This window comes from Salibaculum halophilum (assembly GCF_002094885.1).
Classification (GTDB): Bacteria; Pseudomonadota; Alphaproteobacteria; order Rhodobacterales; family Rhodobacteraceae; genus Salibaculum; species Salibaculum halophilum.
Map to the genome: position 1 here is coordinate 43,795 of NZ_MSIT01000007.1, position 16,544 is coordinate 60,338.

At 67.6% G+C, this 16,544-nt stretch carries 16 protein-coding genes; 11 read left to right on the forward strand and 5 right to left on the reverse strand.

Annotation, left to right across the window (positions count from 1 at the left end; translation table 11 throughout):
• The first annotated feature begins 9 nt into the window (after positions 1 to 9).
• Positions 10 to 675, forward strand: coding sequence for a flagellar hook capping FlgD N-terminal domain-containing protein (locus tag BU124_RS05825; protein ID WP_084861604.1), 666 nt, complete (start codon positions 10 to 12; stop codon positions 673 to 675).
• Here BU124_RS05825 and ubiB read toward each other — a convergent pair.
• Positions 670 to 2,199: a 2-polyprenylphenol 6-hydroxylase gene (gene ubiB, locus BU124_RS05830; protein ID WP_084861606.1), complete on the reverse strand. Its 1,530-nt coding sequence runs from the start codon at positions 2,197 to 2,199 to the stop codon at positions 670 to 672. The genes BU124_RS05825 and ubiB overlap by 6 nt on opposite strands.
• Positions 2,200 to 2,949 (reverse strand): bifunctional demethylmenaquinone methyltransferase/2-methoxy-6-polyprenyl-1,4-benzoquinol methylase UbiE, encoded by a 750-nt coding sequence (ubiE, locus tag BU124_RS05835; RefSeq protein WP_084861607.1) that lies wholly within the window; start codon positions 2,947 to 2,949, stop codon positions 2,200 to 2,202.
• Between the two features lie 172 nt (positions 2,950 to 3,121).
• Between ubiE and mutM the strand changes: the two genes are divergently transcribed.
• The 10 genes from mutM to gyrB all read left to right on the forward strand — a co-directional run bounded on the left by mutM (position 3,122) and on the right by gyrB (position 13,706).
• Positions 3,122 to 3,967, forward strand: a complete 846-nt coding sequence (gene mutM / locus BU124_RS05840) for a bifunctional DNA-formamidopyrimidine glycosylase/DNA-(apurinic or apyrimidinic site) lyase (protein WP_084861609.1) — start codon at positions 3,122 to 3,124, stop codon at positions 3,965 to 3,967.
• Between the two features lie 61 nt (positions 3,968 to 4,028).
• On the forward strand, positions 4,029 to 4,805 hold the full coding sequence (locus BU124_RS05845) for an enoyl-CoA hydratase (protein WP_084861611.1): 777 nt from the start codon (positions 4,029 to 4,031) through the stop codon (positions 4,803 to 4,805).
• 173 nt (positions 4,806 to 4,978) lie between these two features.
• Positions 4,979 to 5,242, forward strand: a complete 264-nt coding sequence (gene rpsT / locus BU124_RS05850; protein WP_084861613.1) for a 30S ribosomal protein S20 — start codon at positions 4,979 to 4,981, stop codon at positions 5,240 to 5,242.
• A 554-nt stretch (positions 5,243 to 5,796) separates the two neighbouring features.
• Positions 5,797 to 7,143, forward strand: coding sequence for a chromosomal replication initiator protein DnaA (dnaA, locus tag BU124_RS05855; protein ID WP_084861614.1), 1,347 nt, complete (start codon positions 5,797 to 5,799; stop codon positions 7,141 to 7,143).
• Between the two features lie 177 nt (positions 7,144 to 7,320).
• On the forward strand, positions 7,321 to 8,439 hold the full coding sequence (gene dnaN / locus BU124_RS05860; RefSeq protein ID WP_084861616.1) for a DNA polymerase III subunit beta: 1,119 nt from the start codon (positions 7,321 to 7,323) through the stop codon (positions 8,437 to 8,439).
• A 64-nt stretch (positions 8,440 to 8,503) separates the two neighbouring features.
• A complete protein-coding gene (gene recF, locus BU124_RS05865) occupies positions 8,504 to 9,619 on the forward strand; it encodes a DNA replication/repair protein RecF (RefSeq protein WP_084861618.1) in 1,116 nt (371 codons plus the stop codon).
• The gene (locus BU124_RS05870) at positions 9,616 to 10,038 is read left to right on the forward strand and encodes a VOC family protein (RefSeq protein WP_342743724.1); all 423 of its coding nucleotides are present in this window, start codon (positions 9,616 to 9,618) and stop codon (positions 10,036 to 10,038) included. The genes recF and BU124_RS05870 overlap by 4 nt, the downstream gene beginning before the upstream one ends.
• Positions 10,035 to 10,577, forward strand: a complete 543-nt coding sequence (locus BU124_RS05875) for a GNAT family N-acetyltransferase (RefSeq protein ID WP_179141872.1) — start codon at positions 10,035 to 10,037, stop codon at positions 10,575 to 10,577. The genes BU124_RS05870 and BU124_RS05875 overlap by 4 nt, the downstream gene beginning before the upstream one ends.
• 10 nt (positions 10,578 to 10,587) lie before the next feature.
• Complete coding sequence (locus BU124_RS05880; protein WP_084861622.1) at positions 10,588 to 11,208, forward strand: LysE family translocator; 621 nt, start codon at positions 10,588 to 10,590, stop codon at positions 11,206 to 11,208.
• 80 nt (positions 11,209 to 11,288) lie between these two features.
• Positions 11,289 to 13,706: a DNA topoisomerase (ATP-hydrolyzing) subunit B gene (gene gyrB, locus BU124_RS05885; protein ID WP_084861623.1), complete on the forward strand. Its 2,418-nt coding sequence runs from the start codon at positions 11,289 to 11,291 to the stop codon at positions 13,704 to 13,706.
• 6 nt (positions 13,707 to 13,712) lie between these two features.
• Here gyrB and BU124_RS05890 read toward each other — a convergent pair whose 3' ends face one another.
• Genes BU124_RS05890 through trhO form a run of 3 tightly spaced genes read right to left on the reverse strand, consistent with a single transcriptional unit; the run spans position 13,713 to position 16,497 of the window.
• Positions 13,713 to 14,960 carry an aminotransferase class V-fold PLP-dependent enzyme gene (locus BU124_RS05890; protein ID WP_084861625.1) on the reverse strand — a complete coding sequence of 416 codons (1,248 nt, stop codon included), beginning with the start codon at positions 14,958 to 14,960 and terminating at the stop codon, positions 13,713 to 13,715.
• Positions 14,961 to 15,000: 40 nt separating this feature from the next.
• Positions 15,001 to 15,564, reverse strand: a complete 564-nt coding sequence (locus BU124_RS05895) for a hemerythrin domain-containing protein (protein WP_084861627.1) — start codon at positions 15,562 to 15,564, stop codon at positions 15,001 to 15,003.
• 9 nt (positions 15,565 to 15,573) lie between these two features.
• Positions 15,574 to 16,497 (reverse strand): oxygen-dependent tRNA uridine(34) hydroxylase TrhO, encoded by a 924-nt coding sequence (gene trhO, locus BU124_RS05900; protein WP_084861629.1) that lies wholly within the window; start codon positions 16,495 to 16,497, stop codon positions 15,574 to 15,576.
• Between the last annotated feature and the right edge of the window lie 47 nt (positions 16,498 to 16,544).

Here is a 16,544-nt window from a genome sequence, read left to right on the forward strand (position 1 = left end):
ACCACGACCATGGAAATCACGCAGACGCCCCCTGACACCGCCCGAGCCGCCGCGTCGGGCACGGAAACGCCCGAGGCTGTCATCAGTTCGGATTTCGAGACGTTCCTCAAGATGCTGACCGTGCAAATGGAAAACCAGGACCCGCTGAACCCCACCGAGTCCGAGAAATTCGCGACTCAGCTGGCCACGTTCTCGGGCGTGGAGCAACAGGTCCTGACCAACGATCTGCTGGAGTCCATGATCGGCCAGATGGGCGCGACGGACATGGCGCAGATGGCGGGCTGGGTTGGCCGCGAGGCGCGTGCCGCGGTGCCGGGCCAGTTCGACGGAGACCCGATCACCGTGGCCCCCGCTCCTGCCCCGGCCGCCGATCGCGCTGAACTGGTCGTGACCGACGCCCGCGGCGCCGAGGTGCAGCGGCTGAACATCCCTGCCTCTGGCGATGCCTTCGACTGGCCGGGGCAAGCGGCGGACGGCACACCGCTGCCGGAGGGCCGCTACGGTTTCACCGTCGTCAGCTATGCCGGCGAGGAGGTCCTGGCCGAGTCCCCCGCCGAGATCTACGCCCGTGTCACCGAGGTTCGCGCCGAGGGCGGCGAGACGCACCTGATGCTTGAGGGCGGCGCGGCGGTCCCGGCCACGCAGGTCAGCGCCCTGCGCGAGGCGGGTCTATAACAGCGCGAGCAGCGCAACCGCCGCCGCGCCGATCGCCCCGCCGGCCGCGGCCCAGACCAGCGCGTGCCAGCGCCGCGGTGTCGGCGGCGGCGATTCTTCGCGCGAGAGGCGGATCAGGGCCTCCTCGGCGAGGGCGGGCAGGCGCGGGCCGAACCGGGCCAGCACCCGCGCGGTCTTGGCCAGGTCGCGGGCCACCGCGCGGGGGCCGATGCTCTCGGCGATGTAGCGTTCCACCACCGGCTTGGCCGCGTCCCAGATGTTCATCCGCGGGTCCAGCGTGCGCGCCACCCCCTCGACAACCACCATGGTCCGCTGCAGCAGGATCAGCTCGGTGCGCGTTTCCATGCCGAAGCGCTCGGTCACTTCGAAGAGATAGGCCAGCAACTTGCCCATGGAAATGCGGCTGGCATCCATGCCGAAGATCGGCTCGCCCACCGCGCGCAGGGCGCGGGCGAACTCGTCCACGTCGCGGTCGGCGGGCACGTAGCCGGCCTCGAAATGCACCTCGGCGACACGCTGGTAGTCGCGCTTGATGAACCCATAGAGGATCTCGGCGTAGACCCGGCGCGTGTATTCGTCGATATGGCCCATGATCCCGAAGTCATAGGCGATGATGTCGCCGTTGGGCGCGATCTTGAGGTTACCGTGGTGCATGTCGGCGTGAAAATAGCCGTCGCGCAGGGCGTGGCTCAGGAACAGCTGGATCACCCGCTGGCTCAGCCCGGTCATGTCGTGGCCCGCGGCGCGCAGCGCCTCAACGTCGCCGGCATTGATCCCGTCGGCCCAGGTCATGGTCATGACCCGGCGCGAGGAATGGTTCCATAGCACCTGCGGCAGCCGGAAACCGTCGTCATCTCGCGTGTTGTCAGCAAACTCCGAGGCCGAGGCGCTTTCCAGCCGAAGGTCAAGCTCGCCCAGCACCGTGCTTTCGAAGTGTTCGATCACCTCGACAGGGCGCAGCCGGCGCGAGCCGGGCAGGAACTTGGCCACGAGACCAGCCGCGAAATAGAAGGTGTCGATGTCGCGTCGAAAGGCCCGTTCGATGCCGGGGCGCAGCACCTTGACGGCCACGTCGCGATCCCCGTCGACCAGCCGCGCGCGGTGCACCTGCGCGATCGAGGCCGCGGCGACGGGCTCGGAAAATTCGGAAAAGACCTCGTCCGACGGGCGGCCCAGTTCGTAGGCCACCGTGGCGCGGGCCGTCTCGATGGGAAAGGGCGGCAGCTTGTCCTGCAACAGCCGCAGTTGCAGCGTCAGGTCGTCGCCGACCACGTCCGGCCGGGTCGAGAGGATCTGGCCGAACTTTATGTAGGCCGGCCCCATGGCCGTCAGCGCCCGTGCCACCGGCGGCAGGCTCTCGTCGCCGCCATAGCCCAGCCACTTGAAGGGCCAGGCCAGCGCGCGCAGGGCGACGCGTGCCGCGCGCGGCACCTCGAGCGCCTGCATGATGTCGGCCATCGCCCCGTTGCGTTCCAGCGTCGCGCCGGTCCGCACCAGAAGAAAGATATTGTGCGGCCCGCGCATTCAGAGCTTCCAGCCCGAGTGCAGGCAGGCGATGCCCATGGACAGGTTCCGGTACTTCGCGTTCTCTAACCCCGCCTGCCGGACCATGGACAGGAAGGTCTCCTGGTCGGGAAAGCGGCGGATCGACTCCACCAGGTACTGATAACTCTCGCGGTCGCCGGTGATGACCCGGCCCATCACCGGGATCGCGTTAAAGGAATAGACATCGTAGAGCCGCTGCATCAGGTCGTTGGGGATCTGGCTGAACTCAAGCACCATGAGCCGCCCGCCGGGGCGCAGCACCCGGAACGCTTCGGCCAGGGCGTCCTGCGGCCGGGTCACGTTCCGTATGCCGAAACTGATGGTGTAGACGTCGAAACTGTTGTCGGCGAAGGGCAGCGCCATGGCATCGCCCACCACCCAATCCAGGCTGTCGGCCCGGTCGGCGGCCTCGGCCCGTTTGCGGCCCGCGTCCAGCATGGGCGCGGTCAGGTCCAGCACCGTGGCCTCGGACTGCCCGGCACGGTCTAGAAACCGAAAGGCGATATCGCCGGTGCCGCCGGCCACGTCGAGCAGGCGCTGGCCGGGCCGCGGGGCGAGCCAGTCCATCATGGCATCCTTCCACAGGCGGTGAATGCCCAGCGACATGGCATCGTTCATCACGTCGTACTTGTCGGCCACGCTGGAAAACACGCCGCGCACGCGGCCGGCCTTGTCCTCTTCAGGGATGGTCTCGTATCCGAAATGTGTGGTGCGGTCGGTCTCGGTCATGGTCTGCGCCTGGCCCCTGCTCCGTCAGTCTGCACCTACAGCTAAGTCCGATCCGACACAAACCCACTTTCTGACGCAGGATATCAGCGGCCTGGTGCGCGATTGCCCTTTGCGCTTGCGCCGCGGCGCGGCGTGCTTACCTTTGCGCCACCCCGCCACAACCCGTGACGCCATGCCCGAACTGCCCGAAGTCGAAACCGTGCGCCGCGGGCTGGCCCCCGCGATGGAGGGGGCGGTGATCGCGCATGCGGCGGTTAACCGCCCCGACCTGCGCTGGCCCTTCCCGGCGGACATGGCCGCCCGCCTGACCGGGGCACGGGTGACGGCGCTGCGGCGGCGGTCGAAATACATCCTCGCCGATCTAGACCGGGGCGAGACCCTGTTGATCCATCTCGGCATGTCGGGGCGGATGACGGTGTCGGGTCAGACCGTCGGCGTGTTCCACCACGCCCATCCCGCGCCTGCGAAGCACGACCATGTCGTTCTGGACATGGACAACGGCGCGCGGGTCACCTTCAACGATGCGCGCCGTTTCGGGGCCATGGACCTGTTTGCGAGCGCGGGCGGGCACTGGCTGCTGGACGATCTCGGCCCCGAACCGCTGGGCAATGCCTTCGACGAACCTGGCCTGGTGGCCGCGCTGCGTGGGCGCAACACGCCCGTCAAGGCGGCCTTGCTGGACCAGCGCGTCGTCGCCGGGCTGGGCAACATCTACGTCTGCGAGGCCCTGCACCGGGCCGGAATCAATCCGCGCCGCAAGGCCGGACGTGTCGGGCCGGCGCGCGCCGCGGCCCTCGTGCCGATCATCCGCGCGGTCCTGTCCGAGGCGATCGCGGCGGGGGGCTCGTCGCTGCGCGACCATCGTCAGGCCGACGGCGCGCTTGGCTATTTCCAGCATGTTTTCAATGCCTACGGCCGCGAGGGCGCCCCCTGCCCAACGCCGGACTGCCCCGGCCATATCCGCCGTATCGTGCAATCGGGCCGATCCACCTTCTACTGCCCGCGCTGCCAAAGATAGCTTGATCCCTGGTCCGCCTCTGCTAACGCTGACCCACCCGGCAACCCGCAGGAGGGCGCAAATGGCCTACGAAACGATCAACGTCGAGATCAAGGATCACGTCGCGCTGATCACCTTGAACCGGCCCGAGGCGCTGAACGCGCTCAACAGCAAGCTGCTGGGCGAACTGGCCTCCGCCCTGGAGGAGGCCGACGCCAGCGACAAGGTGCGCTGCATCGTCATCACCGGATCGGAGAAGGCCTTCGCCGCCGGCGCGGACGTGACCGAGATGGCCGACAAGGGCTTCGTCGAGATGTACAAACGCAACTTTTTCGGCACCGAGAGCGACCGGTTCCTGCGGGTGCGCAAGCCCATCGTGGCCGCCGTGTCGGGCTATGCCCTCGGCGGCGGCTGCGAGCTGGCCATGATGTGCGATTTCATCATTGCCGCGGAGACGGCGAAGTTCGGCCAGCCCGAGATCAATCTGGGCGTCATCGCCGGGATCGGCGGCACCCAGCGGCTGACCCGCTTCGTGGGCAAATCGAAATCCATGGACATGCACCTGACGGGCCGGTTCATGGACGCCACCGAGGCCGAGAGTTGCGGCTTGGTCTCGCGCGTGGTGCCGGCCAAGAAGCTCAAGGACGAGGCGCTGGCGACCGCCGGAAAGATCGCCGAGAAATCGCTGCTGGCCACGATGGCCGCCAAGGACGCCGTCAACCGTGCCTACGAGACGACCCTCGCCGAGGGGCTGACCTACGAACGCCGCCTGTTCGTCTCGCTCTTTGCCACCGAGGACCGGTCCGAGGGCATGGCCGCCTTCACCGAAAAACGCGAACCGCAGTTCCGCGACCGCTGAGGCGGGCGCGGGGAGGGCGCAAAATCTGTTTGCAGGCGCGGCGAAACGCTGTATACGTCGCCTCAGACATGCGCGTGCGGCCCGCTCTGGCCAGAATCGCCCGGTAGCGAACCCGGGGTCGGGACGTCCCGTGCACTTGCAGTTTGTAACGACCCGACGAAAGAGACCCGCACATGGCAAACAATCCCCAGTCCAAGAAGCGCGCCCGCCAGACCGAGCGCCGCTATGCCGTCAACAAGGCCCGCCGCTCGCGCATCCGCACCTACCTGCGCCGCGTCGAGGAAGCCATCGCCGCAGGCGACAAGGACGCGGCCCGCAGCGCCTTTGAAAAGGCCCAGCCGGAACTGATGCGCGGCGTCACCAAGGGCGTGCTGCACAAGAACACGGCGGCGCGGAAGGTGTCGCGCCTCAGCGCGCGCATCAAGGCGCTCGGCTAGGCAGAATCGGGCCATACGTGCCCATCGGCAACAGGCAAGGGGCACCCGGCGGGGTGCCCCTTGTCGTTTCTGCGCCACAGGCCGTCAGGACTTTCCCTTGGGATTCAATCCCCGTCCGGATTCGTTCTCTCCGGCCACCTCGTCAAGGCCAACCTTGCAGTTGAAAAGCGCGTCGCGCGATAGCTATGGTCTTCCAGCGATTCACATCGTTCCTGGGGGAAGATGGGGGATCGGCCCGGGGGTAGCTGCAGCGTTGCGGCGGAATTGCGGTACCGGGCAGATCCATTGGGACGCCGGCGAAGGCGACGACCGGTCCGACCGGCCCTCCCGTTTCCACGGTTCCGTCGGCCGCAGCGCCGTTTCGGGCCACTCCCGCAGTGGTGCCGCCCGGCTCCGGGTTTGGGAAGAAGAGTGGCCGCCGGAACGTGTTTCGGCGGGTGGGACCCTCTTTGCCCTGACGCTTGACGGATGCCTGACAGGAGCGTTGTGCGTGCAGGGTGGCCGGCAAACCGGTCGCTTGGGACAGGGCAAAAGAACAAGGGCGTCGGGACGGAATGACACAGCAGGAATGGGGCGCGGTGAAGGAAGACATCCGACGCGCAGTCGGGGCGAGCAATTACAAGAACTGGATCGAGCCGCTGGTCCTGTCGTCGCTCAACGAAGGGGTCGCGCATATCGACGTGCCCAACGCCTTCATGGGGGATTATGTCGGCAAGACCTTTGGCGACCAGATTATCTATCATCTCAACCGCAAGGGTGCTGGCGTGCAGCGCCTGGCCTTTGCCGTCGCCGAGCCGGTCGCGCCCGGCCCCACGGCACCCGCCGCCAAGCCCGCCGATGCCGCCCCCGACCCCGGCGCGACGGGCGAGCCCCGGCCTGACCAGCGTTTCACCTTCGACACCTTCGTGGTGGGCAAGCCGAACGAACTGGCCCATGCCGCGGCCAAGCGCGTGGCCGAGGGCGGCCAAGTCACCTTTAACCCGCTGTTTCTCTACGGTGGCGTGGGGCTGGGCAAGACGCACCTGATGCACGCCATCGCGCACGATCTGGCGCACCGCCAGCCCCATCTCAACGTGCTCTATATCTCTGCCGACCAGTTCATCTATCGCTTCATCTCGGCGCTGCGCGATCGCAAGATGATGGACTTCAAGCAGATGTTCCGCTCGGTCGATGTGCTCATGGTCGACGACATTCAGTTCCTGGCCGGCAAGGAAAGCACGCAGGAGGAGTTCTTTCACACCTTCAACGCCCTGGTGGATCAGAACAAGCAGCTGATCATCTCGGCCGACCGCGCCCCGGGCGAGCTCAAGGACGTCTCGGAACGCATCCGCTCGCGGCTGCAGTGCGGCCTTGTCGTGGACCTGCACCCAACCGATTACGAGTTGCGCCTCGGTATCCTGCACGCCAAGCAGGAGATGTACCGCGCGATCTATCCCGGGGTCGAGGTCGCCCCGGGGGTGCTGGAGTTCCTGGCCCACCGGATCTCGTCCAACGTGCGCATCCTCGAAGGGGCCTTGACCCGGCTCTTTGCCTTTGCCTCGCTCGTCGGGCGCGAGGTGACGATGGAGCTGGCGCAGGATTGCCTGTCGGACATCCTGCGCGCCTCGGACCGCAAGGTCACCATCGAGGAAATCCAGCGCAAGGTGTCCGAACACTACGCCATCCGGCTGTCGGACATGCTGGGCCCGCGCCGGCCGCGCAACCTGGCCCGCCCGCGCCAGATCGCCATGTGGCTGTGCAAGAACATGACCAGCCGGTCGCTGCCTGAGATCGGCCGCAAGTTCGGCAAGCGCGATCACACGACGATCATGCACGGCATCCGCAAGATCGAGGAATTGCGCCAGACCGACAGCCAGGTCGCCGACGATCTGGAACTGCTGCAACGGGCGCTTCAGGAATAGCCCGTCCGCCACGCGCGCCCGGAATCGGCGCGCGTCGGGGCCGGGGCGGTTGACCCTTGTGCCCCGCGCGCGGACAGTCCATCAAAAGGCGTGTATGACACGGCGACGCCTGTAGGGTCGCCACCCCGGCGCCGCCGGTCCGGATCGGGCGGGGCCGCAAAGGACGGAGCGAGGGCTATGAAATTCAGCATCGAACGCGGCGTGTTGCTCAAGGCGGTGGCGCAGGCGCAATCCGTGGTGGAACGGCGCAATACCATCCCGATCCTCGCCAATGTCCTGATCGAGGCCGAGGACAGCGATGTACAGTTTCGCGCCACCGACCTCGACGTCGAAGTGGTCGACAAGGCCCCGGCCCAGGTGGAGCGCGCCGGGGCGACGACCGTCTCGGCGGTGACGCTCAACGAGATCGTGCGCAAGCTGCCCGACGGCGCGCTGGTCACGCTGGCCGAAGACAGCGCCGCGGGCCGCCTGTCGATTCAGGCGGGGCGGTCCAACTTCTCGCTGGCCACCCTGCCCAAGGAAGACTTCCCGGTCATGGCGTCCTCGGACTACACGACCAACTTCGCGGCCCCCGCGCCGGTCCTGCGGCGACTGTTCGACAAATCGAAATTCGCCATCTCGACCGAAGAGACGCGCTATTACCTCAACGGTGTCTACATGCACGTCTCTCAGGGCGAGGACGGCCAGGTTCTGCGCTGCGTGGCCACCGACGGCCACCGCCTGGCCCGTATCGACGCCGACCTGCCCCAGGGGGCCGAAGGCATGCCCGGGGTCATCGTGCCGCGCAAGACGGTGGGCGAGCTGCGCAAGCTGCTGGACGACGACGACATGCAGATCGCCGTGTCGGTGTCCGAGACCAAGGTGCGCTTCGCCACCCCCGACATCACCCTGACCTCCAAGGTCATCGACGGGACCTTCCCCGACTACACGCGCGTGATCCCGCAGGGCAACACCCGCAAGATGGAGGTGGACGCCGGCGACTTCGCCAAGGCCGTGGACCGGGTCGCCACCGTCAGCTCGGAACGCTCGCGCGCCGTGAAGCTGGCACTGGACGCCGACCGCCTTGTCCTGTCGGTCAACGCCCCGGACAGCGGTGCCGCCGAAGAAGAACTGGCCGTCGCCTATGACGACGAGCGGCTCGAAATCGGCTTCAACGCCAAGTACCTGCTTGAAATCGCCAGCCAGGTGGACCGCGAGAACGCCGTGTTCCTGTTCAATTCCTCGGGCGACCCGACCCTGATGCGCGAGGGCAGCGACACGACCGCCGTCTACGTCGTGATGCCGATGCGGGTGTGACGCGAGCGCAGGTCTTAGAAGAGCCTCCGACGGGTACGCCGTATCGGATGACCGGCCGGGCCTGATGACGCGGCTTTCGATCGACACCCTGCACCTGTCCCATTTCCGGTCGCACAAACGGGCGCGGCTGGTACCCGACGGGCGCCCCCTGGCCATCCACGGACCGAACGGGGCGGGCAAGACGAATGTCCTCGAAGCTGTCTCCATGCTCTCGCCGGGGCGCGGCATGCGCCGGGCCAGCGCCGAGGATTTGTCGCGCCGCCCCGAGGCGCTGGGCTGGAAGATCACCGCGACGCTGACGTCGCTGGGCCGCACCCACGAGATCGAGACCTTCTCCGAGAACGCCGCGCCGCGCCAGGTGCGCATCGACGGCAAGCCCGCCCCGCAGACGGCGCTGGGCCGGATCGCGCGCATTCTTTGGCTGATTCCGTCGATGGACCGGCTCTGGATCGAGGCGGCCGAGGGGCGGCGGCGTTTCCTCGACCGCGCGACGCTGAGTTTCGAGCCCGGACACGCCGAGGCCGTGCTCGCCTACGAAAAGGCCATGCGCGACCGCAACCGCCTGCTCAAGGATCAGGTGGATGACGCCCATTGGTATCGCGCGCTCGAGGCGCAGATGGCGCAGGCCGGGGCCACGATCCATCGCAACCGCGCCAATGCCATCGCCCGGCTTGCAGCGGCGCAGAACCGGGCCGAAACGGCCTTTCCCACCGCCGAACTGACCCTGACCCACCCCGACCCGGCTATCGCGGCCCCCGACGACCCCGAGGCCCTGCAGGCCGCGCTGGCCGAGGGACGCCGCCGCGACATGGCCGCCGGGCGCACCCTCGCCGGGCCGCATCGCGCCGACCTCGAGGCCGTCTTCGCCGCCAAGGGCGTGGCTGCCCGCGACTGTTCCACCGGTGAACAGAAGGCGCTACTGGTCTCGCTGATCCTGGCCAACGGCCGCGCCCTGGCCGCGGATTTCGGTGCCCCGCCGATCCTGCTGCTCGACGAGGTCGCCGCCCATCTTGACGCGCAGCGTCGGGCCGCGCTCTATGACGAGATATGCGCGCTGGGGGCGCAGGCCTTCCTGACCGGCACCGGCCCCGAGCTTTTCACCCACCTTGGCCCCCGCGCCCAGTGGTGCGCGGTCCGCGACAGTGACGGCACTAGCCATATCGAGGAGGATACCCCGTGACCCTGCCCTGCAACCGCGTGAATTTCATCACCCTCGCCGTTGCCGACCTCGCCCGCGCCCGCGCCTATTACGAGGCGCTGGGCTGGCAGGTGGAAAGCGCCAACGACACCATTGCCTTCTACGCCATGGACGGGGCGAAATTCGCGCTGTTCGCGCGCGACGGCCTGGCCCGTGAGACCGGCCGCGACGGGTCGGCGTTGCAGACCGGCGGCATGACCCTGGCCCAGAACCACCCCGACCGCGCGGCGGTGGATGCCGCCCATGCCCATGCACTGGCCTGCGGCGCCACCTCCGTGCGCGCGCCCTTCGAGACGGCCTGGGGCGGCTATTCCTGCTATGTTGCCGATCCCGACGGGCACCTGTGGGAGTTTGCCTTCAACCCCTTCGACCCGCTCGACCCGGAGGGACGGATCGCGTGACCGGGCCCATCGACCGCATCGAGGAATGGCACCTGACGCCATCGGACGAAGCGCAGATCGCCCGGCTGTTGCGCGCTGCCTTCGATGACGCGGGCAGCGGCCGCAGCTATTACCAGCAGCGCCACCACCTGCGGCTGGTCCTGCGCGACCCGGGTATCGTCGGGCACGTCGCCCTGACCTATCGCGCGATCAGGATGGGCGCGGCACTGGTTGATGTCGCGGGCCTGGCCGAGGTTGCCACCGCCCCCGAGCGGCAGGGCCGGGGGATCGCCACCCGTCTTCTGGCCGCGGCCCTGGCCGAGGTGCGGGCCAGCGCGGCCGATTTCGCCGTCCTGTTCGGGACCAGCCCGCTTTATGCCCGACACGGCTTTCGGGCGGTCGGCAACCCGCTGACCCATGTTCCGGTGCACGGCCAGTATACCGGCGATGTGGTCCGCCAGGACACGCCCGGCGCGCAGAACGACATGATGATCCTGCGCCTGGGCCGCACGGACTGGGACCCGGGCGCGCCTGTCGACTTGCTGGGCACGAAGTTCTAGAGGGTCGCGCATGACGATTTCCGCAACCGAGGCCGCGCTTTATGCCGGCGCGCTTCTGATCCTGTTCCTCACGCCCGGCCCGGTCTGGCTGGGCCTGCTCGCGCGGGCCATGTCCGGCGGGTTCGCCGCCGCCTGGCCGTTGTCGCTGGGTGTCGTGGTGGGCGACGTGCTCTGGTCGCTGCTGGCGGTGCTGGGCATGGCCTGGGTGGTCGAGCAGGTGTCGATGGCCATGATCGCCATGAAGGCGATCGCCTGCGGCACCTTCCTTGTCATGGGCGTGATGGTGCTGCGGGCGGCGGGCGGCGCGGTGGGCAAGGACACCCGCCTGACCCGGCCCGGTTTCGCCGCCGGCTTCCTGGCCGGGCTGACGGTGATCCTGGCCAACCCCAAGGCAATCCTGTTCTACATGGGCATGCTGCCGGGGTTCTTCGACCTGACAACCCTGACGCCGGCCGACGTGGCCGCCATCGCGGCGATGTCGGCGGCCGTGCCGCTGGTGGGCAACCTCGTCATGGCCGGCCTCGTGGGCCGGCTGCGGGCGCTGCTGACTTCCGATGCGGCGCTGCGGCGAATGAACATCGCCTCGGGCTGTCTGCTGATCGGCGTAGGGCTGGGAATCCCCTTTTTCTGAACGCCGAAAGGGGCCGCATCGGCGTGACATTCCCCGGCCGATACCGTATAAGATCGCAGGAATGACACAAAGGGTCCGCAATGGCCGAAGAGCAGCAGCTGCCGTCTGACTACGGCGCAGAGTCCATCAAGGTTCTCAAGGGGTTGGAGGCGGTCCGCAAGCGCCCCGGCATGTACATCGGGGACACCGACGACGGCTCGGGCCTGCACCACATGGTCTACGAGGTCGTGGACAATGGCATCGACGAGGCGCTGGCCGGTCACGCCGACTACGTCCATGTCAAGATCCACGCGGATTCCAGCGTTTCGGTGCGCGACAACGGCCGCGGCGTGCCGGTCGAACTGCACGAGGACGAGGGCGTCTCGGCCGCCGAGGTCATCATGACCCAGCTGCACGCGGGCGGCAAGTTCGACAGCAATTCCTACAAGGTCTCGGGCGGTCTGCACGGCGTCGGCGTCTCGGTCGTCAACGCCCTGTCGGACTGGCTGGAACTCACGGTCTGGCGCAACGGCAAGGTCCATCGCGCCCGTTTCGCCCATGGCGACACCACCGAGCACCTTTCGGTGATCGGCGACGCCGGCGGCGAGACCGGTACCGAGGTCCGGTTCCTCGCCGCGACCGACACCTTCTCGAACCTCGACTACCAGTTCGAGACGCTGGAAAAGCGCCTGCGCGAGCTGGCCTTCCTCAATTCCGGGGTGCGCATCATCCTGGAAGACGCACGCCCGGCCGAGCCGCTGAAATCCGACCTGTTCTACGAAGGCGGCGTCAAGGAATTCGTCAAATACCTGGACCGGTCCAAGTCCGCCATGATGGCCGAACCGATCTACGTGCGCGGCGAGCGCGACGATATCGGCATCGAGGTGGCGATGTGGTGGAACGACAGTTTCCACGAAACCGTGCTTCCCTTCACCAACAACATCCCCCAGCGCGACGGCGGCAGCCACATGGCCGGCTTTCGCGGCGCGCTGACCCGGACCATTTCCAAGTATGCCCAGGACAGCGGCATCGCCAAGAAGGAAAAGGTCAGCTTTACCGGCGACGACGCCCGCGAGGGGCTGACCTGCGTGCTGTCGGTCAAGGTGCCCGATCCGAAGTTTTCCAGCCAGACCAAGGACAAGCTGGTCTCCTCCGAGGTGCGCCCGGCGGTCGAGAACCTGGTGGGCGAGAAACTGTCCGAATGGTTCGAGGAAAACCCCAACGAGGCCAAGATGATCGTCGGCAAGATCATCGAGGCGGCCCTGGCCCGCGAGGCCGCGCGCAAGGCCCGTGACCTGACCCGCCGCAAGACAGCGATGGACGTGAATTTCCTGGCCGGCAAGCTCAAGGACTGCTCGGAAAAGGACCCCGCCAAGACGGAACTGTTCCTGGTCGAGGGCGACAGCGCTGGCGGCTCGGCCCAGACCGGGCGCGACCGGCAATCGCAGGCCATCCTGCCCCTGCGCGGCAAGATCCTCAACGTCGAGCGTGCCCGTTTCGACCGGATGCTGGGCAGCCAGGAAATCGGCAACCTGGTCATGGCGCTGGGCACCGGGATCGGGCGCGACGAATTCGACATCTCCAAGCTGCGCTACCACAAGATCATCATCATGACGGACGCCGACGTCGACGGCGCCCATATCCGCACGCTGCTGCTGACGTTCTTTTTCCGGCAGATGCCCGAGATCATCGAGGGCGGCTATCTCTACATCGCGCAGCCGCCGCTGTTCAAGGTCAGCCGCGGCAATTCCGAGGTCTACCTCAAGGACCAGCCGGCGCTGGACGACTACCTGATCGACCAGGGTACCGAGGGGGCCATGCTGCGGCTGGGCACGGGCGAGGAAATCATCGGCGAGGACCTCAAGCGCGTCGTCGACGAGGCCCGCCAGCTGCGCCGCGTGCTCGAGGCCTTTCCCACGCATTACCCGCGCAAGATCCTCGAACAGGCGGCCATCGCCGGGGCCTTCGTGCCCGGCGCCGTGGACGCGGACCTGCAGGCGGTGGCCGACACCGTGGCGGCGCGGCTGGACCAGATCGCGCTGGAATACGAACGCGGATGGCGGGGCCGCATCACCCAGGATCACGGCATCCGACTGGCCCGCATCCTGCGCGGCGTCGAAGAGGTGCGCACGCTCGACGGCCCCATGCTGCGTTCGGGCGAGGCGCGCAAGACCGGCAGTTTCACCCAGTCGCTGCAAGAGGTCTACGACCAGCCGGCCGAGTTGCACCGCAAGGACCGCCACCAGGCGATCTACGGCCCGCTGGACCTGCTCAAGGCGATCCTCGAAGAGGGCGAGCGCGGCCTGACCCTGCAACGCTACAAGGGCCTGGGCGAGATGAACGACGACCAGCTGTGGGAAACCACGCTGGACCCGGATGCCCGGACGCTGCTGCAGGTCAAGGTGGATGACATGATCGAGGCCGACGACCTGTTCACCAAGCTGATGGGCGACGTCGTCGAACCGCGGCGGGACTTCATCCAGAAGAATGCGCTGAGTGTCGAAAATCTGGATTTCTGAGGCGCTCTAGTCCTTCAGAATATCCGCCATCACAGACAGGAATTGCGCCACCTCGGCCACTGAATTGTAGTGGCACAGGCTGACCCGCACGGCGCTGTCGCGGCCCAGCGGGGTCAGGATGTTGCCGCTGTAGTGGTCGGCCTTGCGGGTGTGGGTGCGGATGCCTTCGGTGTTCAGCCGTTCGACGATGTCGGCCGCCGCGTGCCCCTCGGCCCAGAAACAGACCAGCCCCTCTCGGGCTTGGTTGTCGGTGCCGCCGATCACATGGACGCCGGGCATTTCGGCCAGCGCCTTCAGGTTTCCGGTGCCGTGCAGCATCGCCTCGGTCAGGCGCGTCTCCTGCGCCCGGATCGCCCGGCCCGCGTCCTCAATCCGGCCGCGGCGGGTCTCGGCCGAGCCGACCTGCCCGCCCAGCCAGTCGAAATAGTCCACCACGTCGGAGAAGGTGGCATAGGCCCCGGTATCGCGCGTGCCCAGTTCCCAGTTGCGGGCGGGCCCGCCGTGCAGCTGTTCCGGGCCCAGGTCGGTCAGCCGCTCGCCCACCCAGGCGACGCCGTAGCCGTGGCGCGAAAAGACCTTGTAAGGCGAGATGACATAGCCGTCGACACCGGCTGCCGCCACGTCGATATGGCCGTGGCTGGCGTGCTGGATGCCGTCCACGATGATGAGCGCCTCGGGCGCGACCGCGCGGATCGCACGCGCGATGCTGGGCAGGTCCATCCCCATGCCGGTGACGGGCGAGGTGTGCAGGATCGTGGCCACCGTCACGTCCGGCGTGACGGCGGCGGCATAGGCCTCGGGCGTGACGAGGCCCAGCGCGTCGTCATGCGGCACCAGCCGATGTTCCAGCCCCATCACGCCGGCCCAGTGCGCCGCCGCCGACCGCGATGCCGGGTGTTCCACCGTCGAGCCCAGCACCACGCCGCGCCCCTGCCGCGTCACGGCCGTCCTCACCAGCCGGAACAGCAATTCGGTGCCGCTTTCGCCAACGATCACCTGCCCGTCAGGCGCGTTGAAGAAATCCGCCCCCGCCGCCCGGGCACGCGCAATGACATCCATCAGCGCCTGCGCGGCGCCGTTGGCGCGGCCCTGGTTGTCGGGGATCGCGGCAAAGCGGGCCGAGGTCTCGACCACGCTGCTCAGCGTCAGCGTGCCGCCCGCGTTCTCGAAGAACACGCGCGGGCCGGTGAAGGGGCAGGCCGCGACATGGGCAAAGCGGCTGCGAATGTCCGTCAGCAGGGTGTCATCTATCATTCGGCTCTCCTTTGGCCCCAGAGGATCGCAAGACGCCGGATTAGCCAAGCCCCTCGGTGCCGTATTTCAGGATCACCGGCACGATCAGGTCTTCCTCGTCGTCCAGATGGCGGCGTAGCAGCTGGTCCATCCCCCGTGCTGCCTCAAGGAAATCGGCTGCGGCGGTCCGCGGGTCGGCCCCTGTCGCGCCCTGAATGGCGGTATTGGCCGAGGTCACAAAGCGGTGCAGGCGCCCGTCGAGCGCGTGGTGATCGGCGTCCAGTAACGCGAACCCCTTTTCGATCCGCGCATCGCGCGTCGCCAGAACCGGAAAGTAATGGTGATCCTCGATCTGGTGATGGCCGTGCAGCTGGTTGACGAACATGCCGCTGTAGTGGGCGACCGCCTGCGCGAAGCGGCGCGGGTCGGAGTTTTCGTCCAGCAAGGCCTCGCATTCCTGCTGCAACAAGCCACCCAGCTTGCGGAACATCATGTGCCGGTCCAGCCAGAAGGCGATCAGCCCGTTGAACTGCGGGTCCGCCTGCCAGGCCTCGCGCGGGTGCTCGCGCAGCAATACCTCCAGGGCCCCGGGCAGCCCGTCGCGTGTTTCAAGCGATGTATCCATGACATGGGCTTAATCCGCGGGACCGCCCCGGTCAGCCCCCAGATGTTGCACACCCCGTGCGCGGGCAAGCGCGATCTGGCGCTGGCGTTCGCGAAAGCGGGCCTTGTCCGTCGCGTCGGTCTCGTGGTTGCAGTGATGGCAGGACACGCCGGCTTCATACTGCGGACGTGCGCGATCCGCGGGCAGAAGGGGGCGGCGGCAGGCGTGGCACAGCACATGCGGCCCCTCCTGCAACCCGTGCGTGACGCTGACCCGCTCGTCAAAGACGAAACAGCCCCCGTGCCAGCGGCTCTCGGCCTCGGGGACCTCTTCAAGGTATTTCAGGATGCCACCCCGCAGGTGATGGACCTCGCCCACACCCTGGCCGATCAGGTAATTGGTGGATTTCTCGCAGCGGATGCCGCCGGTGCAGAACATCGCGATGCGCTTGCCCTCAAACCTGTCCTTGTTGCGTTCCCACCACGCGGGGAAGTCGCGAAGGCGCGCGGTTTGCGGGTCGATCGCCCCGTCGAAACTGCCGATGGCAACCTCGTATGCGTTGCGCGTGTCGATCACGGCGACGTCCGGCGCGGCAATCAGGGCGTTCCAGTCGGCGGGGTCCACGTAACGGCCGACGGCACCGCGCGGGTCCACATCCGGCCGGCCCATGGTGACGATCTCGCGCTTGAGCCGCACTTTCAGCTTGGCGAAGGGCGGATCGGCGGCGGTGCTTTCCGTCCAGCGCAGATCGGCGCAGCCGGGAAGCGCACGGATATGGGCCAGCACCCGGTCGATCCCGTCCCGGCTGCCCGCGATGGTGCCGTTGATCCCCTCGCGCGCCAGCAGCAGCGTGCCGGTGATCCCCGCGGTGCGGCAAACCGCGCGAAGCGGCCCCTGCAGCGCCGCCGGGTCGTCGAACGACGTGAAGTGATAGAGCGCGGCAACCGTGACCATGCGCGGGGCAATACGCCCTTGCCCTGTCCCACTCAACCCGTAGGTTG

Coding starts and splice junctions, on each gene's coding strand:
- BU124_RS05825 (WP_084861604.1), top strand. CDS start 10: ATGGAAATCACGCAGACGCCCCCTGACACCGCCCGAGCCGCCGCGTCG.
- ubiB (WP_084861606.1), bottom strand. CDS start 2,199: ATGCGCGGGCCGCACAATATCTTTCTTCTGGTGCGGACCGGCGCGACG.
- ubiE (WP_084861607.1), bottom strand. CDS start 2,949: ATGACCGAGACCGACCGCACCACACATTTCGGATACGAGACCATCCCT.
- mutM (WP_084861609.1), top strand. CDS start 3,122: ATGCCCGAACTGCCCGAAGTCGAAACCGTGCGCCGCGGGCTGGCCCCC.
- BU124_RS05845 (WP_084861611.1), top strand. CDS start 4,029: ATGGCCTACGAAACGATCAACGTCGAGATCAAGGATCACGTCGCGCTG.
- rpsT (WP_084861613.1), top strand. CDS start 4,979: ATGGCAAACAATCCCCAGTCCAAGAAGCGCGCCCGCCAGACCGAGCGC.
- dnaA (WP_084861614.1), top strand. CDS start 5,797: ATGACACAGCAGGAATGGGGCGCGGTGAAGGAAGACATCCGACGCGCA.
- dnaN (WP_084861616.1), top strand. CDS start 7,321: ATGAAATTCAGCATCGAACGCGGCGTGTTGCTCAAGGCGGTGGCGCAG.
- recF (WP_084861618.1), top strand. CDS start 8,504: ATGACGCGGCTTTCGATCGACACCCTGCACCTGTCCCATTTCCGGTCG.
- BU124_RS05880 (WP_084861622.1), top strand. CDS start 10,588: ATGACGATTTCCGCAACCGAGGCCGCGCTTTATGCCGGCGCGCTTCTG.
- gyrB (WP_084861623.1), top strand. CDS start 11,289: ATGGCCGAAGAGCAGCAGCTGCCGTCTGACTACGGCGCAGAGTCCATC.
- BU124_RS05890 (WP_084861625.1), bottom strand. CDS start 14,960: ATGATAGATGACACCCTGCTGACGGACATTCGCAGCCGCTTTGCCCAT.
- BU124_RS05895 (WP_084861627.1), bottom strand. CDS start 15,564: ATGGATACATCGCTTGAAACACGCGACGGGCTGCCCGGGGCCCTGGAG.
- trhO (WP_084861629.1), bottom strand. CDS start 16,497: ATGGTCACGGTTGCCGCGCTCTATCACTTCACGTCGTTCGACGACCCG.